The following is a 24,136-nucleotide window of genomic DNA, read 5'->3' on the forward strand; positions in this document are numbered from 1 at the left end:
TATCAGGTAAATTTATGGTATCAGGAGAAGAGGTGAGTGCTGATTTCAAGAGGTTCGGCAACCGGCTGGTTGTTGAGCATCTTGTCGGTGCTAACTTCGGTAATATGAGCGTCAAAACAGAGGATGACGGGTTTTTAATAACCAGAACCGGTTCTTATCTGGATGATCCGGGAGAATTGGTTTACGCTCCAATGTCTGGAGAAGTTTCAAAAACAGCATCCAGTGAGTGGCGTGTTCACCGGGCAGTATACCAGAATACAAGGCATCGTGCTATTGTCCATGCTCATCCTCCTTATGCGATCGCTGCATCTCTCATGCTTGATGAAGTGGTTCCTCTTGATAGTGAAGGAAAGATGTTCTGTCCTATCATTCCAATTGCTCATGGCGAACCTGGAACACAGGAGCTCGCTGAAGATATTGCCGAATGTCTTGCACTCTCGCCGCTCTGCATTGCCCGGGGTCATGGGACATTTGCAGCAGGCAAGACAATTGAGGAGGGTTACCTCTTCACCTCTCTTGGAGAACATGCATGCCGTGTTCTCTCGCTCACACGATCGTTCCAGGGGTAGAACATGAGTATTGAAGAGAAGTTTCAAAGACTGAACCCAGCAGCTCAGAATGCAGCAGAGGCTTTCATTGATTTTCTTCTCTCCCGTGAAGAGCGTGATTTCTCTTCCGATGAAGAGATGAGTGAAGAGTTTGGAAGTATTGAATCAGATCCTGCCGTGAATCAGGTAGAAAGTAATGCATTCCGATCCTCTAAGACTGATAACTCTGGTATCATCCTTGCAGAAGAACGCATGATCGAGGAAGAGAGTGTTATCGATTTTGCAGATATAAACACCCGGTTTGCCCCAAAAGATTCTCAAAAGGGCGGAAAAGATAAGGCCGGCCCTGTAAGGCAGAAAAAAATGTTTGACTGGATCTGATATCAGGTGATGTCACTTCTTTTGTTGAAGATTACACAACTCGTGATGTAGTTGAGAGTTCAATGCCTTTCTCGGTTACAATGAATGGCAATACTCTGCCGGGTGGCTGCATCCCAGAAATTTTTTTCACTTCAAGTGCCCTTATAACCTCATTTCCCCTCATCTCTTCATGTAGTTCGATGACTACGTCACAGAGTCGTATCAGAAGTATCTCATTATAGAGCTCATGAAGGCCACGGTACAGAGTAAAAAAAGCGTGATCATGTGAATCTGAAATCCACTGCCGACAGGAAGATACTCCTGAAAGAACTGGTTCAATCCCCTCTCTTATGATCAATGTAGAGAGTGAATCAACGATTATCCCTTTTCCCTCTCCCTTAAAAATATCAGAGCACGGCATGGTTCTGGAATCGATCATTCCCTCTTCCAGGTATCCATCTATCATGAAAAATGATCGTTTTTCTGGTGATATGGACCAGAACTGCCTGGCAAACCTGTCAGCCCCTGATGTTGCAGATCCAATAAGAAGGATTGAACTACCTGGAATGAATCCACCTTCAAGTGCAAGATCAAGGCCGTTAATTCCGGTTGAGCTTCTTCCTTTATAAGCTCGGATTATAACCCGGCTAGTATCTGTATCATCGGGCATGAATTATCTGGTAATAATCTGATGATGCGTACGGTATCATTATATTTTCCTCTAGTAATTAGTTATTACAATAGTATGGTGGGGGCTCTTTTCAGAATAACTATAGGAAGTGCCGGTATGAAACCGGTGTGAAAGGCCCGCCCACTGATTGGGCTGAAAGATGGCGCTCAAGATCAAATTTGGCAAAGGAAAACCAAAGTCTGGTGGAGAGAGCCAAAGCCAGGACTCCACGTCTGTATCCTCCGATATTTCCATAAAAAAGCCACGGCTCATTTCGAGCCTTAAAAAGACCGAATCAGGATCAGATAAATCAGATATTACATCTCAACTAACTCCTGAACCAGTGAAGGCAGGTATCAAAAAGTTTCCTGGAGTGAAAAGAGTAAAACCCTCCGAAGATGTAGGGATGCAAGATGCTAATCTGTCCGGTTCATTGAATCCAGAGAAGGGTGAGGAAAAATCTAAAAAAATCGGATTTTTCAGAAAATTTTGGAGTATCGCTCCCCAAAAGCGAAGAGAGGTATATAATCCTGATCTACATGGTTCTGTCGTTGATCTTACCTATATTCCACCACCGGGAGTAGAGGAGATAGAGGTATACCCTGTCAATCCCCCTTTTGCATACATCAGGATAACTTACAATTACCCAAACCATGAGTATCTCTACGAGGTTGTAGAACCCCTTTACACAGATTCAGAGAAGAAACTGCTTGATGAGTTGAAAAAGGGGATCTTTGAACGGGTGAATGTGAACACAAGACAGATCTCCCGTGAGATAGCTGCAGAGCTCCTTGAAGAGATGATGAATGAGGTCTTTGCAGATTATGCGATTCACCTGGATCCAAGAACTTATGCCAAGATCCATTATCAACTTCACAAGGATTTCCTTGGTAACGGTATGGTTGATGCAATCATGCATGACCCGTTGATTGAGGATATCTCATGTGATGGAATCGAGCGGTATCTCTTTGTGTATCATTCAAAATACGAGTCGATGGAGACGAACCTCAAGTACCTGGATCCTGGTGATCTTGACTCATTTGTCACTAAACTAGCACAGCGTGCCGGAAAGCACATCTCTGTCGCTGAGCCGATGCTTGACGCTACAATGTCTGATGGTTCACGTATCCAGATGACTCTCGGAACTGAAGTCACTGCTCATGGTTCGACCTTTACCATCCGTAAGTTCAAAGAAGTCCCCATCACGCCGACTGACCTTGTGGAATGGGGTACCTTTTCACCTCTCTCAATAGCTTTCCTCTGGCTTGCAGTGGAGAACGGGAAATCCTGTATTTTTGCCGGTGGGACCGCATCGGGAAAGACGACCTCACTAAATGCCATCTCCCTTTTTATCCCGCCTCTGGCAAAGATTGTTACTCTTGAAGATACCCGAGAACTCAAGCTTCCTCATGCAAACTGGATTCCAAGTGTTACCAGGGAGTCGTTTGATATTGCAGGGAAAGGGGAGATCGATATGTATGAACTCCTCAAGGCCGCCCTTCGTCAGCGTCCAGAGTATCTGATTGTCGGAGAAGTCCGTGGCAAAGAGGCTCTCACACTCTTTCAGGCAATGAGCACCGGACATGTTACATATTCAACGATGCATGCTGATTCAGTTGCCAGTGCGGTTCATCGTTTAGAAAATCCCCCTATTTCTGTGCCCAGGAACATGCTCTCGGCCTTGGATCTTATTTGTGTGCAGGTCCAGGCAAGGGTCGGTGGGCAACGGATCAGGCGTAACAAGCAGATCATTGAAATCCTGGATATTGATCCCAGGACTAATGAACTTATCACGAATGAGGTCTTCCGGTGGCGTCAGGCGACTGATGAGATCACATATTCAGGAAAATCATACATCCTTGAAGAGATCATGGAAGCTCATGGATGGGACGAAGAGCGGATTAGTCGTGATCTGATGCAGCGTCAGGAGGTACTTGAATGGATGCGTCAGCATGATATTCGCGATTACCGGGAAGTGAGTAATATTGTTGTCTCGTATTTCAGGGACTCTGAAGGGCTGATGGAACAGATTCGGTCCGGTGCCAATGAACTCATATGAACGATTCTGCTTCAACCTGCTTGGGAGCAGGATGCTTTCCAGTCGTGAAAAGTATTTTGATCTGATCGCAAATCTCCGTTCTGCCCGAATGGGAATTACTTTTGAGGCCTACCTCGCAACAGCAGTTATTACTTCCGCAATTGCTGGATTCTTCGGTTCCATTCTGGTAGCACTGATTGTATACCTGCTCAATATTCCTGCGTTGATAACGTTCAAAGGAAATATACCTCAGGACATTGCTTCTGGTATCAACCAGTTCTCTGTCTATTCCCTCGTTGCTGGAACGATAATCGCAGGTATCGTTTCCTTCATCACCTTTGGAGGGTTTACCTATTTGATCTACCTCATCTACCCGTCAATTGTAGCAGGCTCAAGGCGGAGAGATATCGAGTCAAGCCTGCCATATGCGATCAACTATCTTGCAGCAATGTCTACTGCCGGAATTCCTCCCGCAGAGGTCTTCAGGCAACTGGGCAGTTCAACAATATATGGTGAGTCTTCTGTTGAGGCCAGGTATGTCTCGCTCGAAATTGATGTATTTGGAAAAGACCTCATAGATGCTCTCAAAACTGTCTCCATGGCGACCCCGAGCCAAAGAATGAGGGAGTTCATGCAGGGAGCGATTGGAAGTGTGGCTTCTGGATCTAACATTTCTGATTATTTCAGAACAAAAGCAGAACAGTACACATATGAGAACCGGCAAACACAGAAACAATTCCTTGATACCCTTGCACTCATCTCTGAAAGTTATGTAACAGCCCTTGTCGCAGGGACTCTCTTCCTTATTCTGATCCAATCTGTCATGTCGATTCTTTCGGGGGAAGGAACCCCGTTCTTTCTCTATATCATCATTTACCTGATCATTCCGTTTGGGAGTGTGATGTTTGTGGTCATGATTGATGCTATGACACCGGAGTGGTAGAGATGAGACTCTTTGATCGGTTCAAAAAGAAGGATGAAGTAATACTCAGCCCTGATGATGAGGCGGCAAAGAAGATCCTTGATAAGATAGAACTCCACAGGCAGTATTCCAAAGGGAACCTCCGGATTATCAGACATCCCTTTCGGACCCTTACCGAAAAACCTGTTAATATCCTTTTTGCATCTGTCCCCCTTGGTATTATCGTCTTTATCATCGGGTTTTCAATGGCAATCCAGAAAGATGGGATTATATCGCTGCTCAAGAATTCTTTTATTGACGATGTCATTGTGATTACACTGCTGATCATTCTCATACCGCTGGTTGTTCTGGATCTACGAGAATCTCGGAGAATCAGAAGTATCGAGATTGCACTCCCGAACTTCTTCCGGGATCTTGCAGGAATGCATGAGAGTGGAATGACTCTTCAGGGTGCAGTCCACCTTGTTTCAATGAGTGAGTATGGCGCCCTCACTCCTCATATCAAACAGATGGATCAACGAATATCCTGGAATTTCCCTTTTATTGATGCAATTCGTGCGATGGGAGAAGAGATCCCTATCCCACTTGTCCGCAGAAGTGTGGATCTCATTGCCAGGGCGAGTGAAGCCGGTGGTGATATTGTTGAGGTGCTTAGAGCTGCAGCAAAGGACTCGTTTGAGTATGTAACACAAAATACAGACCGGCGAAATAACATGTTCATCTATGTGATCATCGTTCTTGCTTCGTTCGGTGTGTTCCTTTTTGTGATGCTCATTCTCGTTTCATCATTTTTGAAGACCATGGCGGATCTTGGGACGACAACCGGTGCTTCATCAGCACCCGGATTTAATCTCGGTGGTTTTGATCTCGCTCTCTATATTAGGATATTTTCACACGGTGCCATGTTCCAGGGTTTTTTTTCAGGGTTGGTTGCTGGTGTAATGGGTGAAGGACGGGTCACAGCGGGTCTCAAGTATTCAGTTATAATGCTCCTCATTGCCTGGATTGTCTTCAGGGTTGCTGTCTGATTGATCAATATCCTGCAAAGGTCTAAAAACCCCCTCTGGTACCGTAATAATAAATTCAGCACCTATGCCGTAGGTACCAGATTCTTTGATACCCATTCCAGTGAGTCCGAGAACCTCCTTTGCAAAAAAAAGGCCCCATCCTGTTCCGGTTCCAACACCTCTCTCAAAGATCCGTTCTTTCATAGTTTCCGGAACACCCCCTCCATCATCAACATAGACGATGAGAAGATCTGAGTTATACCGTCGAGTTGTAACAGTGATGTAAAAGACGTCTTTTCCATGTTTCAGACTATTTTCGATGAGGTTGTAAAAGACCTTCTGAAGGAGCTGGTCAGCATAGATCTCATAGTTCTCCCCTGTAACAGAGAATATAAGCCCTTTACGACGGGACATGGCATATGCAAGATTCCACACCGTTTGGATGTCCTGCCATCGTGGCTTTTCGATACCAGCTTTCTGATATTCTTTGGAGAATTCGATGTGTTTGTTGATCTTTTCAGAGGCTTCTTCAGCACTACTGATAAGTTGGGTAAGCGATGTATCAATGTTTTTACGTCTGATGAGTCCGAGCATTCCCCTGATTGTTGTGAGTTGGTTTACAATATCGTGTCTGGTCATACTCCCGAGAAGTGAGAGTTTCTTGTTGGAGAGGAGGAGTTCACGCTCTGCACTCCGATACTGGGAGATGTCAGTAATTACACAGAGATAACCCTGTTTTCCTGTTTCAAGGGGATAGGATGCCAATGCAATTCTTACCCAAATATCTTTTCCATTTTTAGTCCGGGTATGTATCTCATGGTGCCCGGGTTGCATTATCGGGGTTTGTTCAATCGTGCTCTTATCTTCCGGATTGTGTTGAGAGAAGAGTGAGTCGAGTCGTTTTCCGGTCAGTTCGTAGGAGGTAGTTTCAAAAATTTCTGCCAAAGCAGGATTTGAAAACCAGATCAGATTATCAGGTCCAATCAGACATATCCCCTCCTCAACTAGTTCTACCAGGCGGGAAAGCCGGTGTTCTGAGGAGATTCTCTCCTGTTGTGCCTGTTCTAGAGAACTAATCATATTGTTGATAGAACCAGCAAGATCACTGATTTCATCATCTCTCTTTGTCTTGATTCGGCCTGAAAGTAGACCTGAGTTACCAATATTAATGAGGTCCCGGTTAAGATCCTGAAGTGGTGATATGATGATGCGGTTTATTAGCCATGATGCGAGGTACATAAAGATAATTGTCAGAAGAAGCAACGATGCAATCAGAAAAATCCGTGAGTATATACCTCCTCTATTCAAATCCTCTCGCTTGGTAATCTGGATACAGAGAACTGGCTGCCCTTCAATATCAGAAATAACAGCCTCATAGGCATTATTAGTACTTTTTTCCTGAGATGCACGAGAGAAAGATTCTAAATTTGTATCTGAAACCAGGGTGACCGAAATGTTCTGAAGAAGGTTTTGCGACAGTTCGTTTATCTTGTCATTATCCAGGCGACTAAGTATAACTATCGTTCCCCGGGAAGGCCCCTGCATCATCGAATTTAAAATTGGATGTGAAGCAACCGCAAATGGAGTCTGGTTATCTACTATGATCCCCTGGATCCCATCTGGTGATGCAGAAAGAATAGGATATGTCTGCAGGAGTTTGTTTATGTATTCAGGGATTGGATCTGTAGTATTGTTCTGGGAAATACAGATCCCATTAACTAGGGTGTTATTAAGATTGTATAATGTAATCGAATAAAGTTTCATACCCCTGAGTGAAGATTGGACAAGGTTTGAGGAGATGTATTCAGGATTTCCCGAAACCATATATTCATATGTGTCATCCCATATCCCCCAATCCTGAGATATTGTGGAAAGACGAGATTCTTCTCCGTATAATGAGTTCTCAGCCCTGTGCAGGTCCTCTGATGCATACTGTTGTTCCAGACCTGATAGACTCCCCATCACAGTGAATTCAAATGTTACAATTAAAATTACGGCAATCGCAAGTATTGAAATCCCGATAATGAGAATTGTTTGTGCATAGAGTCGCATAAAGAAGAACTCCTGTATCTGGATGAAGAATGACGAACGACAATACCTTAATGTAAACCCAAATAATTGTTTCGACTTTGGGCTCTAATTGGCATCCAGGTATTGAATTCAAAAGATATCAGGCCAGTTCTACCACGTGGGACGACTCAGGTGTGTTTACCTTGAAAGTGAAGTTGTGGAGGGTTCCATTTTCAGTGAGAACTACTCCTGTATAATCACCGTATAATAACTGAAAACTGGTCTGCCCTGTAGCCGAGGTGATATCGTTACCAACTATTTTTCCCTCACTTTTTATTGTGACACGTATCCCTGGCATGGATCTTCCACCTTTGCGAAGATCCAACGTAATATTGCCTATTCCTTTTCTGACTGATGGGATCTCGGGTATGGCATAGACATTGGGAACCTTGATGTGGCTTTTGTCATATATACGGCAGCCAGTGATAAAGCGGGTAGCAATCTCGGGAGCAGTCGGATAGAATGTAAATTGGTGGCTATCCCTGAGGAAGAGGGTACTTTTATCGCCATACAGGACACCGGTTCGATCGATATATATCCCTCCATCTGGTTCACCATTCAGGAATATCAAAAAGGCCCGATGACCGTCCTGGCCTGTTGACGAAGCAATTCCATTCATTTTTAAGGAACGTGCTTGTTTAATAAGTTCAGGCAGAGTCCATGATCCTGCTGGACGTGTATTTTCAATAATAAAGTTGAGCGGAACATTCTCGTCAAAATCACCCATGTCTCTGGGCAGATCTGTGGCCTTCTCCTGGTACCGCTCTTCGTATTCTTTAATATCAGCTCGTGCCTCGCTCTCCTGGCTGATATCCCGTCCGGTTGCTTTGCAACTCACGAGTTGTCCTTCTGTTGAGAAGACCCCCTCAATGTGCCATGAAAAAGTAAGATCTCTCCCATCCGGTGATGTGAAGGTCTGTTGCAGGTCTACATTTGATGAATCAGGGGTGAGAAGATGTATAGCTCCACTGAGTTCCTCCTGATCTTCGAGGGAAAGATCAGACAGGAATTTTCTACCTATCATATCTGTTGGAGCCCCATGATTGAGGGCGGAGAATTGCTCGTTTGAACGAATTATTGTGAGATCAGGCAGAAAGTCAACGATAAGTTCACTCTGGACTGCAAGGACAGAGTGATAGAGTTCTTCTCTCGCGGCCAGTTCTTCCTGTACATCTTTACGATCTGCGACCTGGATGATTCGTTGCTCAAGAACAGCAAACTGTTCGAAGGGATCATTCCCTTTCCTGATATAATAATCAGCCCCGTGATTGAGGGCCTCGATGACGACCTCTTCCTTCCCTTTTCCTGTGAAGAGAAGGAACGGAATGTTTCCGTAATTCTGTCTGATATATTTTAAAAGGGCTACCCCATCCATGTCCTGCATCATGTAGTCTGATACTATGACCTGGAATGAGTTCTTTGAAAGAGCTTCTATTGCTTCCCGTCCTGAACTGACACACGTGAGATCAACTTTTCCAGAGTGGCCGAGGTACTCTTGTGCCAGCATCAGGTGAGGGATCTCATCGTCTACATACAGGACCTGAATTGCCATGGGTGAGCCTAGTACTGTTAGTTTAGTCTTTTCGCTGATAATTGTTTCCTTAGCCCGGAATTGTCTGATTATCAGTTATCGTACAAACAAATGTAAAAGAGGAAAGGGGTTATAATTGTTAATTTAAATAATGGAAATTTATTTAAATCAAAGTCATCTTGATCCATCGTGCAATTTGCAATCAGTACATACCGCATCGCTGTTTGCACACGCAGGAGTATTTTTATCACATTTTACAAGAACACTCTGAACGTTTCCTAACTTCCACTTAATATTATTCCAGAAACGATTTGTCCAGAATGGGGAGTTTGTTGAAGCGTTGACATAGAACTTTGTTGGCTGACACCGGTATTGTTCAACCATTCCTGATCCTGTGAATTCATTCCATGGAAGGCTACTTTCATGAACTGGAATTGTAAATGTCTGGTTTGCAGTATTAGTGTAGGTAAATTGGGCTACACATGTCGTCTTTCCACCGCTGTTGTATTTTGACGAGCACTTGCATACTGAATTTTCCACATAAACCGGGATGACTGCTGCTCCACCACTATCACTTGAGGAATCATCTGTTGTTGAAGTACATGATGTGGATACATTTCCACTCACATAAAACTCCATATCATTATAGTCCTTATCCCCACCACCATTAGCATCCTCAAAGGTCACAAGGTATTTTTGATATGTCCCCGTGGAATTCTTAAGACTTATTGCCCCGTGAATAATCTTATCTGGATTTCTTGAAGCGGGACCTGTGTAATATGTTACCCCATTTGCAGTATCTGAAAAGATCAGTTCTTGTCCCTTGGTGAACTTGCCAAGATTCCAAGTAGCACCAAAGTTAGAGCCTGTTCGACTTGTTCCTGATCCCTGTGACCACCCTAATGCAACACTGCGTGGACTTGATAATGCAAACACATTTTTATACCAGGCGTCTGAAAAAGCGAACTCTACAATTACATCACTTGTATTGTCTAATACACAGAGTTGAGCGCCAATACCTCCGGTATCAATTGGTATAACCGCTGTCGTTGTTGGAGTTGGTGTTGGTGTTGGGGTGGGAGTCGGCGTTGAGGTTGGTGTAGATGTATTGGGAGTACCAAGATCTGTAAACCAGGGTGGGTCTGATTTACTAGGATTTTTATCATCAACGATAACTTTGAAGTCACCAACACCTTTTTGTGAAGTTGTTTGTTCGTTCCCACCAAGAGAAGCACTATATGGAATATCTCCAATATAGACATCCATACCTCGTGGTTTTCCTTCTCCAGTGTTGTTATACTCTGCTGCACATGCAATTCCCACACCTGAAAAGAGAATTGCAAGCATGATGATCACAACAATCACATGATCAACTCTGAAATAATTCTTCATTTATATCACCTATTTGGTCAACTTTTCTTCATCTTGTAATAAATTAGGACAACATCTCCATTTTTCATACTCGTAGCGTTATTATAAGAAATACTCGAACTTGGAAGACTGCATATGTCGTCCCTGGTAAATACTGCAAATTCATCTCCTTGATAAAATTTAGTGCCATACACCTGAATTCGTTCAAAAGGAGTACCATTTGCATATTCAGTCCTCAAATAATATTTGAGCGTTTTAGGATCGATGGTATCACCTCCCTCATGCTTAACAACTATGACAAATGAATCTCCGGTGCAATCAATACATGAGGAACTTAAAATTGCCTTTTGATTTGCCTTTGGTGGGGGTGTTGACGTCATAAATACACCGACGATTCCTATGCCTGCAATTACGATAGCAACAAGTAATATTGCTCCGATAACTTCTGATATTGCTCTCTCACTTTTCATAGATCTACCCGCATGTAGCTTTTTCACTCTTGGATCTCCCGAGCCACCAGACCACGGATTTTGAGAAGTTTACTTTTACCGTGTCGATCTCCGATGTAGAGGAGGAGAAATCCTCAAGGGTCCCTGCAGTTTCTGAACCCTGAAAATAATTCCATGGCTTTCCACTTTGATGTACCGGGATTGAATAACTCCCTGAAGTCAGATTATATGTAAATATAGCCTGACAATCTCCATTGCATCCGGCAGGGCAGGATACACTTTTTAATTTAGGTGTGAGTTCCGCGGTTGGATCAGTGCATTCATCAGGGTTTTTATCTTTGACACAGGTACTGTCTCTGATCTCATTTTTAAAGTTTGCAGACATCATTGGAGATTTATAAGGAATGTACCTGACATCTATCCCTGCAGGTTGTTTATCACTTATAAATCTGAATCGAAGTGTCTGACCACTCTTCCAGTAATCAGATGTTGTCCATGTCTCCCTTCCTGATAAACTACTGTCCCCAATATCAGAGAACATACAATCCTCAGGAGTGCTGTCATATACCCACCAAGGGGTAATTTGCTCCTGCTTCCCATCATCTGTGTGTAAAAAAAAATTGGTAATATTACGATCCAACGTCTCACCCCCGCCATGGTACATGATAATTTCATATGTGCCTTGAAGATCACATCTGACACAGTACGAACTTATTGATGCCTTAGGGGTCTTCTCCGGTGGAGGAGTTGATAATAATATAACTCCAATTATTGCGATTCCCCCCATAACCAGGCCGATCAAGATGACTGCCCCGATAACTTCTGATACGGCATAGTCTTTCCTCATACTCAAACCCCCTTGGACGATCTGTCAGGTAGTTTTTTCAGAACTTATAACTTTGCAGGAAAACCGAGGGAATTATAATAACGGGGAAATAAACCTGAAGTCTAGCCCTCTCTAATTAATCCTTTTTGTAGATCGGCTATTATAGGAAGTTGTATGAATCAATTATTTTACATGAAATAATCAAGTAATCTTAATTATGTTACTAATTATTACCGTATTGGTTCATAATCAAGGTAACAGTTCTACCAGAAGCAAGGTTATAGATTAGATGTATACTATTAACTTGATTTGAACTATCAGGATTTGGAATAAGTAATAAATCTCCATTATTAAATGTTTTATCACTTAAATCAGGATATGAAAAAATTGAATCCCCCTGCTTTAACCTCCAGGAGGTTGAAATAGAATTTGTAAGTGAAAAACCATTGATCACAACTTTGAGATCTGATATCTTCAATGAATCACCACCGTTATGGCATATATAAAGCAATTTACAATTTGAGAGATCAGAACAGGTTAATTGTTCACAATTTTCTAGGCAACGAAGGATTTCTAAGTTGTGTTTTTCTGAATTGTATTGTGGATTATCTGAATAATCCCGGTATCTGCAATCCTGTTCGCAGGTATGATTATCAAATATCTTACATCCGAAAGAGCCACGTATACAGGGATAATCTGTAATATCAGCATCGGATATGTCGTTTTTACCACATGCAATATTTAATTTTACATGAGGATTTGTGTCTGGTTTTAGTGATGGGATGTATAATGCACCAAATATTCCAAATACACTGATAATAATACCGATTAATAGGATTACTCCTATAATTTCTGCAGAGCCTCTCTCATTCTTCATCAGAGTGCCCCACTCTGCATGACAATAGAGACCTCTGAATCCATATAATCAAGAATGAATTCAGAACCTCCTGGATTATCTAAATAATTTCGTAATGAATTCTCACAGATAGAGGCTTGGGTTGGATCGTTTATAACTGCAGGACAATCTCCTGATAAACGATTTTTTGCGTTTTCTCCAATTACAATATTTGCAGAATAAGGTAGTGCACTGGTTGAACTTTTTGCCATTCTAAAAATATACATCCACCCAGTGAAGTCCTTATTTTGATTGTTATCCATACTGCTTGAAAGAGTTTTATTGGTGATTGTTTTGATCTGATCAAATGCTCTCTTCCACAATTGTGCGGTGGTATTCATCTGATTAGAATCAGCAGTTTTTGTTGAATCAAAATAATCTGAACTATTTATCCGGTCATCATCTGATAAAAACTGGAGCCATACTGCTCGTGCATTAGGTTCATCACCTTCACGCATCTTCCATAAAGCCGATGAACCTGAAGAGGTTCCAAGATTAGATGGAGTATCTGTTCCTTTAATAATATTTTGATTGATTTTATCAACTTTCGAAAAAATCTGAGCGCTTACCGACCCACTAACATCTTCTGTGTCTATGATCCTGATATTATTGATACTGACTTTCAAATGGTATTCAGGGTCTGGATTCTGACTAATATTCTGAAAAGGTGTTAATGCAATAGATGGAATGAGCATTACTGAAGAGCCCCCATCTGTAGGCTGATTTAAAAATAACCCCCCCATCTCGTACAGAAGATTCTGGTTTACCCAATAACGGTTGTTTGATTCATACTGAAGTGAACCAATTCGTGGAGGATATTCAGTTACTTTCGTTGTTATAGTATGGGGAGCGTACAAGTCACTAGGTGTGGCTTCGGTAGGGTTTATCAGATAGTAATCAGTTGAATTGTTTGGGAATAATGCATTATCTTTTAATAGATTATAGGTAAGATTACACGGAAATGTAAGATTTTCAATGAGGGTTTTTTGTGCTATCAATGGTCTTGATGCAATGTTAGAGAAGGTCTGAAGGACGAGATCATATGTAGGTTGATATCCGGGAATTGCTAAGGATGCATTCCCTGTAAAATATGGTGTGTTATTTGGATAGGTAATTGCAATATTAACTGTTGTGTTATTTATTGAGAATCGTTCCTGTGTGGTGATGTTATAATATCTATCTGAAATTGTAAAATTTATTGGAGTTGAAGGGCAATTACTTGGTGAATTGCAATGTAATTCAAGTACTGGATTTGATATTGGCGGGGATACAATCGGGGGTAATCCAGACAGGTTTACCATACTGCCGTTTATCATGACATTCAGAAAGTCATTCTGCTCATTTACCATCAGGGTACCTGAAGCTTCGATAAATGAACTGACCGGGAGGATGCTTAATGCACCTGATCCAACCGATGAAAGTGTCCCGAGTTCGAATGATCTGGCTATCGGCAAATTAATTTTATTATTAATGATTAAACCGTCGATGTCTGCTTTCAGCCCTATAAACTCCTGCGTAATATATTTCATGTGGGATATCTCGGCATCCCGACCCTGAATGGGAACAACATAGAGTAGGTACATTGAAAACAGGATCGTCAGCAGGGAGACTATCATTAGGAATCCGATAACCTCGGACAGCCCACGCTCCTTCGTACATCCCACCATCGAATGTGTTACTGTTTATCTTCAAGGTTCATGAACCTATTGCGAAATTTTCCCGGATTTTCGTTAAGATAATGCGGATTTGGATCTGGTATCTGAAGATTTAAAATCGTATTCGGATTTCAAGTTAGATTTGCGGGTGAGACCCATGAGATGACTATTAACCCCATCCCGGAGATCTCAGTACAGGTATTTTTATGATCACCCAGTACATCACCACAAGCGATGGCCTCACCGAGATAGAGGACTTCAGGCCGGGATGCTGGGTTAAAGTTGTCAACCCGACCGAAAAAGAGATAGCATACCTTGTTGGCCAGTTTGGGATGCCAATTGACTTCCTTACTGACCCGCTTGATGTTGATGAACGTGCCAGGTTTGAGGTAGATGAGGGAAATACCCTAATCCTTATCAGGTCTGCACGACGAGAACCCGAAGAAGCGGCAATTCCATACATTACTTTGCCAATTGGCATTATTCTTACCCAGGATCTCATCATCACTGTCACACTCACTGAAGTTGATGTCATGGAGGAGTTTTTGTCAGGGTGGGTGAGAAATCATGACACAAAGCAACGAACCCGGTTTGTTCTGCAGCTCTGTTACCGTACTGCACTTAGGTTCCTGCGGTATCTCAAGGAGATCAACAGGATGACAGGTGTCATTGAGCGTAATCTCCACCGTTCAACCACTAATGACCAGCTTCTCGGATTATTTAATCTGCAGAAAAGTCTGGTGTATTTCACAACATCGCTCCGGTCCAACTCCCTTATGGTGGAGAAATTTTCTTATCAGAGCGTACTTGACATGACTGATGAGGAGCATGATCTCTATGAGGAGATGGTAATCGAGAACAAACAGGCACTTGAGATGGCCAATATTTATACATCCATCATCACCGGTATGACTGGGACCTTTGCCTCGATCATCAACAATAATGTCAATGTGGTGATGAAACTCCTCACCAGTATGACAATTCTCATTGCGTTGCCGACAATGATAGCCAGTATCTATGGTATGAATGTTCCCCTGCCTCTTCAGGAAGCACCGCATGCATTTCTTTTTGTCATGGGAGCAGCCCTTAGCTTATCTGCAATCGGATTATTTGTTCTCATTCGGTGGAAAGTTCTCTGATAATCCTGGAATATTTTTTCCGTTGTGGATTTATTTACCAATTTTTCATGATTATAGGTCCGGTGACCTGATGAAACGTGTGAGAAAAATATAACTTATGTGATATCAAACACACATTATGCGAGAAATTTCTAACACCTCCCGATCTACATTTACCCATCGTCGAATCATTGCCTCAGTCGGACTTCTTGTATCGGCAGTGATCATCACCTATTCTTTTGTATCTCTAACGGATGGAGATCAATCTGGTGATATTCTCCTCTGGCTCGGTCTTATCGCTGCATTCACTCTAGTTATTTACGCTCTCAAAACCGCAAAGAACAGGATGATTCAGTATGGAGTCATTGGAGTCGGTCTGCTTCTGGTTGTTTCAGGGCTCATAACAGTTTTTATAAAAAGTCTTCCCGTTAATGGGATGCCCACTCCAATAATGATAACCGGACTGATTGCTGCAGGAATGATAGTTATCATGCTTGGCGCCAGGATGAAGGAGAGAACTGGAGATATTGGAATACAGGATGAACGAAGTCTACGGATAGGAACCTATGGTATCTCTTACTCATGGTACCTGACATACCTGATTATAGTCTGTATCGGATGGCTTTCCGGGGTAAAGGTCATAAAAATTGATGGAGCATCAATCTGCCTCCTCCTTATCATTCTGATGCCGGTAAGTGCCATGATCTTCCAGTGGTACTTCAACATGAAGGGCGATGTCTACTAAGGAGAATACATGTATACCCAGATGAAAGAATTCCGTGCCCGGTTTGGATATACACAGGCAGATCTTGCTGCCCGGGTCGGAGTCCGGAGAGAAACCATAGTCTTCTTAGAGAAGGGTAAGTATAATCCTTCACTCAGACTAGCCCATCAAATCTCTCAAGTACTCGATACTTCAATTGATGAACTCTTTCTCTTCGATGATGAAGAGAATCCCCTGTAAAAATTTGTTAAAATTAAATGTCTAGTGGATGGTAAATCCGGGGTGGTTTCCAAAGGGATAATTCCCCCCGGCTCTTCTTAAAAAAGGTTACCAGACTCTTGCTCTGGCGGTATCGTTCCTATACAATTTATCTCCCGGGCTTATCTGTGGGAATGCTGCATAGAATTCATCGAGATTGAATGGAATTGCGTTAACCCGATACTTATTCCAGGGATGCTCTTCAATGAGCACCATATTCCTAAGTTCCTCATCCCTGATTGTGCCTCTCCAAGCCTGGGCATACGCGAGGAAAAACCGTTGTTCATCAGTAAATGTGGATGGAGAATTGGTATTATTCAGGTTCGGGGATGAATTAGCATCAGATATTTCTATTGTTTCATTTCCTGTCCGCGTGTTTTGCCAGGCATTCCAGGAAATAACTATTCCTCCGAGATCTGCAGCATTCTCCGGCAGGGTCCGGGTACCATTCAGATAGAGATCTGGAAGTGTCTCCATCTGATCAAATTGTGCAACTAATGGTGCTGTTACCTCCGTGTATCGGGTGGTATCATTTTCATTCCACAGGAAGGTCTCGTTCCCATCTTTCACAAATTTTCTGAGTGGAGAATCAAACCCGTGAGTTAATTCATGCCCTATGATGGAGCCGATAGCCCCGTAATGTTCTGCATCGTCCACGGATGGATCATAGAACGGTGGCTGGAGAACTCCTGCAGGCAGGACGATCTTGTTTCTGGTCGTATCGTAGTAAGCGTTCACTGAGTGTGGTGAGAGGTACCAGGTATCGGGGTTTGATGGTGTGTCAGCAATCTGCAAACTTGCTCTGTAGTAGTAACAGGTGATATTGAGGACGTTTTCAAGGTATGAACTATTTGAAACCTCAAGATTTCGGTAATTTCCGAATTGATCGGGGTACCCAATCTGAATCCCCATTGAATCGAGTTTCTCTGTTGCATTCTCCCGGGTTTCAGGATCCATCCAGGTCAGGTTTGCAAGCCTGAATCTCATGGTACTCTTAAGATTCTCTACGATCTCTTTGACATGCTCCTTCTCTTCCGGTGTAAAATACTGTTCTACATAGAGTTTGCCGATAACACCACCCATCAGGGAGTTCATGGTGGCAATAACCCGCTTCCATCTTGGCTCCATCTCTTCCTGGCCTGAAAGGACCTTGCTGTTAAAGTCAAAGTTCTCCTTCTCATATGCCTGGCTGCTGTACGGGGCTGCAAACTGTAGCACCTTAAATGTCAGGAACTTCTTGATGTCATTAATTGGTTCTTCCTTGAGAATATTTCCGACTTCACGGACATACAGAGGCTGGTACATATCTATGACGGAGAGATCTGTCCTGTTAACAGAAGTGAGAAGACCATCCCAGTCAATTCCGTCAGTCACTTCATTGAGGCGTCGAACCGGACAAGGGAAATACCTTCGATCAGGTTTTCCATACCCATGGGAAGGGGCAGAAGCATTAGCGAGTCTTGTCTCAATCCTCATCACTTTTTCAGCATCGATATCAGCCTGTTCTGGTGACTCGTTATTCAGAACAAACATCCGTGCGATATGACCCTTGAACTCATCTCTCACCCTCTCGCTCTCTGTGTCGTTCCTGAAATAGTATTCACGGTCAGGCAGGGACGTTCCACTCTGCTCTATTGTGGCAATCAGCATGCTGCTATTTCCAGGATCTTCATCTGCATAAAATGAAAAGAATGGGGCTATTCCGAAACCCATCAGGTATGTAGTCAGGTTCCTGATATCATCGCGATTTTTAGCTTTAGCTATCTTCTCCAGTTCTGGCCGGAGTGGTTCCATTCCTATTTGATTGGCACGTTCCTGATCAATTGCAGTCGAGTAAAATGTTCCAACCAGAGGTTTCTCATATCCATCGTTACCTGGATTCTCTGCCGCCTCCTCAATTATTGACCTGACCCGGTCATCTACCGATTGTTGAACTTCAGTGACAGAACTGTACCAACTCAAGTCTGAAGGAACGGGATTTCGCTCCATCCAGTTCCCGTTTGCGTATGTGAAAAGATCGTCACCTGGTTTTACTGAGAGATCCATATCATCAGGATTCAGAGCCGCTACCGGTCCATTCAGGGTGAAAAGAACAAGGATCATCCCGTAGATAAAATATCTAAACTGTTGTTGCATGAATTTCTTATCTCCAATTACAGGAAGGAAAACTGACACTTCATGGGTTACCATATCTGAAAATACGCAATAAAGGGAATAATGTAGGACTCACAATGCACTTCTTATAGATACTGTTTGGTGAGTGAATGCATGAGCCTCTCTATGCATACGAAGTGAAGGTGAGAGTGTTACTCTCCGTTCCCTGGTGTTTGGCATCTCCCGCATAGTTTGCGACAAGTCCTACCATATTTACAAATTTCACATATAGAGTAAATTGGAAACTGCCGTCAGATCCTGTTGTGGTTGTGTCGAAGGGTTCACTAGTGGATGCTCCCTGATATCCGGTCTCGTCGATGGTGACTCTTGCTCCACTAATTCCATTTCCATCCATGTCTGTTAACCGTCCGGATATCACTACTTTATCGCCGACCTTGGGCATTGAGGTGCTGGCAGAGATTTCCAGGATAGTTGGAATAGGGATTGAAGGATTGCGGGTTATCATCGGAATGATGGTCTGCACCGGTGTGATCTTCTGGGTTACAACTGGTTTAACTACCGGTTCTGTGCTGTTTGAAGATGTGAATTTAATGGTTTTAGAGATTGCCTGGTTATCTCCAGTTTTAGAAGTAACTCTGAAGAGAATAATGTCCTTGTTTGCTGTCGGGACCGGCCAGACAAATATGCCGTTTTCGTCAGGTGTGATTGTGGCAAGATCTTGGAAATCTGAATCATTTGATACCTTCCCTTCTATGGTAACTGTAGTATCTGCTCGCGCGCCACTCATGTAACCGACGATCATGTTGGTCTCTTTACCACTCATTGTGGATATAAACGGCGAGATGGTGACCTGATTCTTTTGTGTGGCAATCCCTCCTGCTGGTTCAATGGATAGTGATGATCCCTCTTTAGGTTCCAGGGTGACCACCGGAAATATCCCCATCCCAACAGTGGGAGTGTTTTCAAAATCCCAGTTGTCATACTGGCCGACAACGCCGGAAATATCATCTGCATATACTGGAGAAAAAACCAGCAGGATAAAAATGAGAGAGATGATTGAGGTGATAATCAATATTTGAAGACCCATGGTCCGCCTGCTCTTCATCAGGAGAATGTTGAGAGCACTACCTGAATAAGTTGTTGAGGGCCTGCTATCTACCCAGTTCTTTGTGAGCTCTTGCAAGATGCTGGGCAGCCTGTGCTCCAAGGAGCGAGAGTTCACCGGCCAGTACTCCGACAGCAATAATCTCTGCAAGTTTCTTTGCATGTGAACCTGGTGGATCTCCCCCTCCGGATACGCCGAGAAGTTTCAGACATTCGGCCTGAGTGGCGACTCCTGTTCCTCCTCCCACGGTGCCAACCGGCAGAGCAGGAAGTGTCACTGAGACATACACTCCATCCGGTGCCTGATCGATGGTGGTTATACAGAGCGATCCTTCAACGACATGGGCCGGATCCTGCCCACATGCGATGAACATGGCTGCGATAATATTTGCAGCATGTGCGTTGAACCCAAGAGATCCGGCCCTGGCCGAACCAACCAGATTCTTTCGTGTGTTTACTTCCAAAAGTGAAGATGCGTTGGTCTTGAGGATGGTTCTGATCTGATCATCGGTCAGTTTAACCCCGGCGGAGACTGTCTTTCCTCTTCCAAGGATGACATTTACTGCTGCAGGCTTCTTGTCAGTACAGAAGTTCCCTGAAAGTGCTACCAGCCGTGCACCTGTCTGCTCGCAAATCAACTCAGCCGCTTTCTCGCTAGCGATAGTGACCATGTTCATCCCCATTGCATCCCCTGTGGTGAAACAAAATCTGATAAACACAGAAGTCCCGGCTGTAGTGATCTGAATATCAGTCAACTTCCCATGTCTGGTAGTGGCCTCCGCAGCCTGCCTGATCTCATCTTCATGAGTCTTGACAAAATCCACAACCTCTCTGGCATGAACAACACTATCTGTTGCAAAGACCGGTGCACGGGTCATGCCATCAGAGAGGATCCTTACATCTGCCCCTCCGGCTGCCGTAATGAGGCCGCATCCCCGGTTCACTGATGCAACAAGTGCACCCTCGGTTGTAGCAAGCGGAAGGAAATACTTGCCACCTGCAAATTCCCCTGAAATAAGAACTGGCCCGGCAACGCCGACTGGAACCTGGATGGTTCCTATCATATTTTCGCAGTTTCGTTTCACAACTGAATCGAGATCTATTGAACTATCACCAATTTTAGGGAGAGAAATGCCGGTCTCCTCCTCAACGAATCGCCTTCGAACCTGTACCGCCTCACCAGGAGGGAGTTCCTTCTCAAGAGCATAGAGTTTGAGAGACCCGTCCCGGATCCTGCGGAGGTAATCATCCATGCATACCTGTTTGTACCCGAAGTGCAATAACAGCTGATGAATGGGGAAGCAGCAGTGGTGTCTGCGGGTGAACCGGCAGGGTGCTGAAATGGTAAGAAGGACTCTTCTTGATGAGGGAACCCTTGATAAGAGCCTAAAGATAAGATCTGATGGCGACGAACTACTCTTTCCGGTTATCCATGAGTGTTCAGGATCGGTTATAGCAGAGTTTGAAGAACTTCATCAGCGAGTTCCTCTCCCGAGGCATGAACTGGTAGGAGGAATAGCCATACTTGCCGAAGATGATCCCGTTGGTGCTGCTGCCATTCTTGCAGAGCGTCCTTCGGTCCATACTGCTCTAATTGCAGAAAGTGCTGTGGAAGGTGAGTTCAGGACCAGGCGTTTTCGCGTTCTTGCAGGTGATAAGACAACGTCCACGATCCACACTGAATACGGCAAAACATTTCGGATAGATCTGGAAAAGGCATATTTTTCTGCACGGCTTGCTTCAGAACGTCAGCGGATCGTGGGAATGATGCATCAAGGAGAGGAAGTGCTTGATATGTTTGCAGGTGTCGGTCCATTTGCCGTCATGCTTGCAGAAAAAGCAGGTACAGTCTGGGCATGCGATCTCAACCCTGATGCTGTCTCCCTTCTCATCGAAAACATCACCCGAAATCGGGTCTCAAATGTCATCCCTATCCTTGGAGATGCTGCTAACTTGTCTGAAGTTTATGGAAGACGATTTGACAGGGTGATCATGAACCTTCCACTCATAGCTGAAAGGTTCCTGCCAGTAGCTTCACGTCTCTGTAGGTCTGGTGGCATGATTCATTTTTACTCACTCGTAGAGGATGATGATGAAGACTCACCAGTTTTTCACCAAATCCCGATTAAATCAATGCAAAAGCGGTTTGTCAGATCCTATTCTCCAGGAAGATCCCATGTGGTCTACGATATAGTCGTGGAATAAAAAAAGAATTACTTCATCCCTGAAATTTTTAATGGATATTAATAATAGGTTCCAGATTTTTGGGGTACACACTGTTTGCACAGGATTGAGATACTCTGTGCAGCGGTAGAGGAAAGGCCAAGGCTAGGATCACCAGATTCATTCCGAAGCGTCTTATAATCACTCTGGGCCCCCTGTTTTAACTGGAAAAGTTTTCGTGCCGAGAGTTCTCCACCCCTTCGGGTTTGATTCTCTGTTATTTCTTTGGAATTCTGCTGTATTGTCGTATTATTGACTTGGGTTTCTGTGGCTATCGGGTCTTCAAATGAGATGAGTGCATATTCCCTGACCTGATAATTTTCAGAACTGTTCTGTTCTTCTTCAGCAGCCATGATCGGGATGATGAGCATTCCGAATAGGATGAGAAGGACAGAACCTCTGATCATACCTAATCCATAGGAGGTATGGGAAAATGAAGGATATGGTCAGGTCTGCCTGAAGCGCCTGAGAAGGAATGCTCCAACTCCTAGGCCTATTGGCACGAGAATTCCTGGCAAAGAAGACTGGGTTGGAACTGGGGTTCCTGTTGGTTTCTGGATAGGGGTCATGTTCAATGATGCGGTTGTGGACACTCCTGCTTCAATGCGAACCTGGTTGATATAATCCTGGTACTCATCCATTTTTAGGGTCAATCCATATTGGCCAGGTTTTACTGATGAGAGTGTCAGAGGGGTTATCCCTATATAGAGATTGTTGAGAAGGACCTGAGCACCTGCAGGAGAAGAGCTGACGCTCAATGTTCCGTTCTGGGATGAAGGGATTACCGGTGATTTCAATTCAACCTGTACTGGAGTTACCTGTCCGGCAATCACTGTGATGATAGAGGAATATGTCTCACGTTGAGGTGCAGTGAGTGTTATTGTGTACACCCCTGGTGTGATATCTGTTAGATCTAGTGATCCTGAAACCGGGGTTACTCCCTGGTAATCAGTATTTAGGGAAACTGAAGCACCTGACGGAGTACTTGAAACTGTCACCGATCCTGTAGTGATTTCTGGTGGGGTTTTTACCAGGGATTGTCTGATATTTGTCTGCTGCCCAGCTGTAATAAGGACCTGCTGGCTGACTGTCTGGTACCCTGATAATTGCAGTTTCACGGTATGATACCCACTCTCAAGGTTACCCACCTGCTGGGGAGTCTGACCCTGCCATATGTTATCAACTTTGATATCAGCCCCTTGTGGTTCTGAATCAACAAATAATGTTCCAGTTTTCTGGTATTTTGTAAGAGGGGCATATATCTTCGGTTGGGCGTTGAAGTTCACCTGGACTTGGGTTGTATATTGATTATATCCCTCTTTACTTACCGTGACGGTGTGCATCCCTGATATTACCTGGTTGAAGGTGCAGGGAGTCAGGTACTGAGTACTTCCGTCAAGAGTTGCCAGGGCCCCTGAAGGGTCAGAACTTACATAAATACTACCATACTGGGCCAGGGGCACAAGTGTCGCCAGTATTGGGTAAACCTGGTCTTTTCCTGGATTTGTAGAGATATGTTCAGTATAATCACGATATCCGTTCATGGTGACGCGTATGTCGTGAGATGGAGTGACTGTAGTCGGGATCTTTACCAGAACAGGTGTACTTCCATAATAATCAGTATCAACATATGCGTCTGCACCCGATGGAATTGAATCGATCTTAAAAAATCCCGAGTCCCCTCCTATGCTGGTCGGTTCAACGGTGATGGTTGGCTGAATCTTTACAAGATAGGCAGTCCGATAGATCGTCTCTCCTTGTCCTGGGTTTTCTGATATGTGATCAGCCCAGTCCTGATATCCACTCTTTGATACCCGGAGATTGTGCGATGGTGTTCCAGTAGATAACAGTCTGATGAGGGCTGGGGTTACTCCCTGGTTTGAGCCATCAAGAAACACATCTGCACCCTGAGGATCAGAATCAACAGATAAGAATCCTGAATCTCCCCCTATCTTTGTTGGTTCAACAGTGAAGGTAGGTTCTGAAGTCGGTTGGTCTATTGGGCCCACAGTATATGGCGGTTCATATCCCGGATCAAATGGGCGCTCCTGAAGTCTGACCTCAATTGGAATAGCATTGCTCTCCGCGAAACAGATCCAGCATGCACTGATGTATATGATCAAAAGGACTGTAGTATACAGATACCGGTTCATACTGTTTTCAAACCTCGTAATGTTGAATTTATAGGATTTGTTATGAAACCTTCGATTGAGGTTTGTCATTCACGCTGTGATTATGCTTATTAAATGGAA

At 43.8% G+C, this 24,136-nt stretch carries 22 protein-coding genes; 9 read left to right on the top strand and 13 right to left on the bottom strand.

What is annotated here, in order from left to right; all coding sequences use genetic code 11:
* Window positions 1-14: 14 nt before the first annotated feature.
* Together DK846_RS14270 and DK846_RS14275 are read left to right on the top strand one after the other, a co-directional pair.
* A complete protein-coding gene (locus DK846_RS14270) occupies window positions 15-569 on the top strand; it encodes an aldolase (RefSeq protein ID WP_109969645.1) in 555 nt (184 codons plus the stop codon).
* Window positions 570-572: 3 nt separating this feature from the next.
* Window positions 573-929, top strand: a complete 357-nt coding sequence (locus tag DK846_RS14275) for a hypothetical protein (RefSeq protein WP_109969646.1) — start codon at window positions 573-575, stop codon at window positions 927-929.
* A gap of 31 nt (window positions 930-960) precedes the next feature.
* Here the strand turns inward: DK846_RS14275 and DK846_RS14280 are convergent, their stop codons facing one another.
* Window positions 961-1,578 (bottom strand): RAD55 family ATPase, encoded by a 618-nt coding sequence (locus DK846_RS14280; RefSeq protein ID WP_109969647.1) that lies wholly within the window; start codon window positions 1,576-1,578, stop codon window positions 961-963.
* A 160-nt stretch (window positions 1,579-1,738) separates the two neighbouring features.
* On the opposite strand from DK846_RS14280, the gene DK846_RS14285 reads away from it, so the two are divergent.
* From DK846_RS14285 to DK846_RS14295, 3 genes are read left to right on the top strand one after another with little or no spacing between them, the layout of a single operon-like run.
* On the top strand, window positions 1,739-3,637 hold the full coding sequence (locus DK846_RS14285) for a type II/IV secretion system ATPase subunit (RefSeq protein ID WP_109969648.1): 1,899 nt from the start codon (window positions 1,739-1,741) through the stop codon (window positions 3,635-3,637).
* The gene (locus tag DK846_RS14290) at window positions 3,624-4,559 is read left to right on the top strand and encodes a type II secretion system F family protein (RefSeq protein ID WP_109969649.1); all 936 of its coding nucleotides are present in this window, start codon (window positions 3,624-3,626) and stop codon (window positions 4,557-4,559) included. Before DK846_RS14285 ends, DK846_RS14290 begins: the two co-directional genes overlap by 14 nt.
* A 2-nt stretch (window positions 4,560-4,561) precedes the next feature.
* A complete protein-coding gene (locus DK846_RS14295; RefSeq protein ID WP_109969651.1) occupies window positions 4,562-5,566 on the top strand; it encodes a type II secretion system F family protein in 1,005 nt (334 codons plus the stop codon).
* Here DK846_RS14295 and DK846_RS14300 read toward each other — a convergent pair.
* From DK846_RS14300 to DK846_RS14330, 7 genes are all read right to left on the bottom strand, one after another.
* Window positions 5,516-7,597 (bottom strand): CHASE4 domain-containing protein, encoded by a 2,082-nt coding sequence (locus DK846_RS14300; protein WP_109969652.1) that lies wholly within the window; start codon window positions 7,595-7,597, stop codon window positions 5,516-5,518. The genes DK846_RS14295 and DK846_RS14300 overlap by 51 nt on opposite strands.
* Window positions 7,598-7,715: 118 nt before the next feature.
* A complete protein-coding gene (locus DK846_RS14305) occupies window positions 7,716-9,167 on the bottom strand; it encodes a response regulator (protein WP_109969653.1) in 1,452 nt (483 codons plus the stop codon).
* Window positions 9,168-9,320: 153 nt separating this feature from the next.
* Window positions 9,321-10,538 (bottom strand): DUF4114 domain-containing protein, encoded by a 1,218-nt coding sequence (locus DK846_RS14310; protein WP_109969655.1) that lies wholly within the window; start codon window positions 10,536-10,538, stop codon window positions 9,321-9,323.
* A gap of 17 nt (window positions 10,539-10,555) precedes the next feature.
* Window positions 10,556-10,987, bottom strand: coding sequence for a type IV pilin N-terminal domain-containing protein (locus tag DK846_RS14315; protein ID WP_109969657.1), 432 nt, complete (start codon window positions 10,985-10,987; stop codon window positions 10,556-10,558).
* Window positions 10,988-10,991: 4 nt separating this feature from the next.
* Complete coding sequence (locus tag DK846_RS14320) at window positions 10,992-11,813, bottom strand: type IV pilin N-terminal domain-containing protein (RefSeq protein WP_109969659.1); 822 nt, start codon at window positions 11,811-11,813, stop codon at window positions 10,992-10,994.
* A 202-nt stretch (window positions 11,814-12,015) separates the two neighbouring features.
* Window positions 12,016-12,669 (bottom strand): hypothetical protein, encoded by a 654-nt coding sequence (locus tag DK846_RS14325; protein WP_109969660.1) that lies wholly within the window; start codon window positions 12,667-12,669, stop codon window positions 12,016-12,018.
* Complete coding sequence (locus DK846_RS14330) at window positions 12,669-14,303, bottom strand: hypothetical protein (RefSeq protein ID WP_109969662.1); 1,635 nt, start codon at window positions 14,301-14,303, stop codon at window positions 12,669-12,671. Before DK846_RS14330 ends, DK846_RS14325 begins: the two co-directional genes overlap by 1 nt.
* Before the next feature lie 245 nt (window positions 14,304-14,548).
* Here DK846_RS14330 and DK846_RS14335 point away from each other — a divergent pair, with 245 nt between their 5' ends.
* The 3 genes from DK846_RS14335 to DK846_RS14345 all read left to right on the top strand — a co-directional run bounded on the left by DK846_RS14335 (window position 14,549) and on the right by DK846_RS14345 (window position 16,424).
* Complete coding sequence (locus tag DK846_RS14335) at window positions 14,549-15,481, top strand: magnesium transporter CorA family protein (RefSeq protein ID WP_109969663.1); 933 nt, start codon at window positions 14,549-14,551, stop codon at window positions 15,479-15,481.
* A gap of 118 nt (window positions 15,482-15,599) precedes the next feature.
* Window positions 15,600-16,205, top strand: a complete 606-nt coding sequence (locus tag DK846_RS14340; protein WP_109969665.1) for a hypothetical protein — start codon at window positions 15,600-15,602, stop codon at window positions 16,203-16,205.
* A gap of 9 nt (window positions 16,206-16,214) precedes the next feature.
* Complete coding sequence (locus tag DK846_RS14345) at window positions 16,215-16,424, top strand: helix-turn-helix transcriptional regulator (protein WP_109969666.1); 210 nt, start codon at window positions 16,215-16,217, stop codon at window positions 16,422-16,424.
* Between the two features lie 87 nt (window positions 16,425-16,511).
* On the opposite strand, the gene DK846_RS14350 is transcribed toward DK846_RS14345, so the two are convergent.
* The 3 genes from DK846_RS14350 to hmgA form a co-directional block, all read right to left on the bottom strand.
* Window positions 16,512-18,632 (bottom strand): M13 family metallopeptidase, encoded by a 2,121-nt coding sequence (locus DK846_RS14350; RefSeq protein WP_109969667.1) that lies wholly within the window; start codon window positions 18,630-18,632, stop codon window positions 16,512-16,514.
* Window positions 18,633-18,720: 88 nt separating this feature from the next.
* Complete coding sequence (locus DK846_RS14355; RefSeq protein ID WP_146201240.1) at window positions 18,721-19,740, bottom strand: carboxypeptidase-like regulatory domain-containing protein; 1,020 nt, start codon at window positions 19,738-19,740, stop codon at window positions 18,721-18,723.
* A complete protein-coding gene (gene hmgA, locus DK846_RS14360) occupies window positions 19,709-20,914 on the bottom strand; it encodes a hydroxymethylglutaryl-CoA reductase (NADPH) (protein WP_109969670.1) in 1,206 nt (401 codons plus the stop codon). The genes DK846_RS14355 and hmgA overlap by 32 nt, the downstream gene beginning before the upstream one ends.
* Window positions 20,915-20,954: 40 nt before the next feature.
* Here hmgA and DK846_RS14365 point away from each other — a divergent pair, with 40 nt between their 5' ends.
* Window positions 20,955-21,866 (top strand): class I SAM-dependent methyltransferase, encoded by a 912-nt coding sequence (locus DK846_RS14365; protein WP_109969672.1) that lies wholly within the window; start codon window positions 20,955-20,957, stop codon window positions 21,864-21,866.
* A gap of 38 nt (window positions 21,867-21,904) precedes the next feature.
* On the opposite strand, the gene DK846_RS14370 is transcribed toward DK846_RS14365, so the two are convergent.
* On the bottom strand, window positions 21,905-22,291 hold the full coding sequence (locus DK846_RS14370; protein ID WP_109969674.1) for a hypothetical protein: 387 nt from the start codon (window positions 22,289-22,291) through the stop codon (window positions 21,905-21,907).
* A gap of 39 nt (window positions 22,292-22,330) precedes the next feature.
* The gene (locus DK846_RS14375; RefSeq protein WP_181391801.1) at window positions 22,331-24,037 is read right to left on the bottom strand and encodes a PEGA domain-containing protein; all 1,707 of its coding nucleotides are present in this window, start codon (window positions 24,035-24,037) and stop codon (window positions 22,331-22,333) included.
* Window positions 24,038-24,136 lie beyond the last annotated feature (99 nt).

Origin of the sequence: Methanospirillum lacunae, assembly GCF_003173355.1 — an archaeon.
Lineage (GTDB): Archaea > Halobacteriota > Methanomicrobia > Methanomicrobiales > Methanospirillaceae > Methanospirillum > Methanospirillum lacunae.

What these genes read in the sequence shown, in the direction of transcription:
- DK846_RS14270 (WP_109969645.1), top strand. Translation starts at nt 15, where the DNA reads ATGGTATCAGGAGAAGAGGTGAGTGCTGATTTCAAGAGGTTCGGCAAC.
- DK846_RS14275 (WP_109969646.1), top strand. Translation starts at nt 573, where the DNA reads ATGAGTATTGAAGAGAAGTTTCAAAGACTGAACCCAGCAGCTCAGAAT.
- DK846_RS14280 (WP_109969647.1), bottom strand. Translation starts at nt 1,578, where the DNA reads ATGCCCGATGATACAGATACTAGCCGGGTTATAATCCGAGCTTATAAA.
- DK846_RS14285 (WP_109969648.1), top strand. Translation starts at nt 1,739, where the DNA reads ATGGCGCTCAAGATCAAATTTGGCAAAGGAAAACCAAAGTCTGGTGGA.
- DK846_RS14290 (WP_109969649.1), top strand. Translation starts at nt 3,624, where the DNA reads ATGAACTCATATGAACGATTCTGCTTCAACCTGCTTGGGAGCAGGATG.
- DK846_RS14295 (WP_109969651.1), top strand. Translation starts at nt 4,562, where the DNA reads ATGAGACTCTTTGATCGGTTCAAAAAGAAGGATGAAGTAATACTCAGC.
- DK846_RS14300 (WP_109969652.1), bottom strand. Translation starts at nt 7,597, where the DNA reads ATGCGACTCTATGCACAAACAATTCTCATTATCGGGATTTCAATACTT.
- DK846_RS14305 (WP_109969653.1), bottom strand. Translation starts at nt 9,167, where the DNA reads ATGGCAATTCAGGTCCTGTATGTAGACGATGAGATCCCTCACCTGATG.
- DK846_RS14310 (WP_109969655.1), bottom strand. Translation starts at nt 10,538, where the DNA reads ATGAAGAATTATTTCAGAGTTGATCATGTGATTGTTGTGATCATCATG.
- DK846_RS14315 (WP_109969657.1), bottom strand. Translation starts at nt 10,987, where the DNA reads ATGAAAAGTGAGAGAGCAATATCAGAAGTTATCGGAGCAATATTACTT.
- DK846_RS14320 (WP_109969659.1), bottom strand. Translation starts at nt 11,813, where the DNA reads ATGAGGAAAGACTATGCCGTATCAGAAGTTATCGGGGCAGTCATCTTG.
- DK846_RS14325 (WP_109969660.1), bottom strand. Translation starts at nt 12,669, where the DNA reads ATGAAGAATGAGAGAGGCTCTGCAGAAATTATAGGAGTAATCCTATTA.
- DK846_RS14330 (WP_109969662.1), bottom strand. Translation starts at nt 14,303, where the DNA reads ATGATAGTCTCCCTGCTGACGATCCTGTTTTCAATGTACCTACTCTAT.
- DK846_RS14335 (WP_109969663.1), top strand. Translation starts at nt 14,549, where the DNA reads ATGATCACCCAGTACATCACCACAAGCGATGGCCTCACCGAGATAGAG.
- DK846_RS14340 (WP_109969665.1), top strand. Translation starts at nt 15,600, where the DNA reads ATGCGAGAAATTTCTAACACCTCCCGATCTACATTTACCCATCGTCGA.
- DK846_RS14345 (WP_109969666.1), top strand. Translation starts at nt 16,215, where the DNA reads ATGTATACCCAGATGAAAGAATTCCGTGCCCGGTTTGGATATACACAG.
- DK846_RS14350 (WP_109969667.1), bottom strand. Translation starts at nt 18,632, where the DNA reads ATGGTAACCCATGAAGTGTCAGTTTTCCTTCCTGTAATTGGAGATAAG.
- hmgA (WP_109969670.1), bottom strand. Translation starts at nt 20,914, where the DNA reads ATGGATGATTACCTCCGCAGGATCCGGGACGGGTCTCTCAAACTCTAT.
- DK846_RS14365 (WP_109969672.1), top strand. Translation starts at nt 20,955, where the DNA reads ATGGGGAAGCAGCAGTGGTGTCTGCGGGTGAACCGGCAGGGTGCTGAA.
- DK846_RS14370 (WP_109969674.1), bottom strand. Translation starts at nt 22,291, where the DNA reads ATGATCAGAGGTTCTGTCCTTCTCATCCTATTCGGAATGCTCATCATC.
- DK846_RS14375 (WP_181391801.1), bottom strand. Translation starts at nt 24,037, where the DNA reads ATGAACCGGTATCTGTATACTACAGTCCTTTTGATCATATACATCAGT.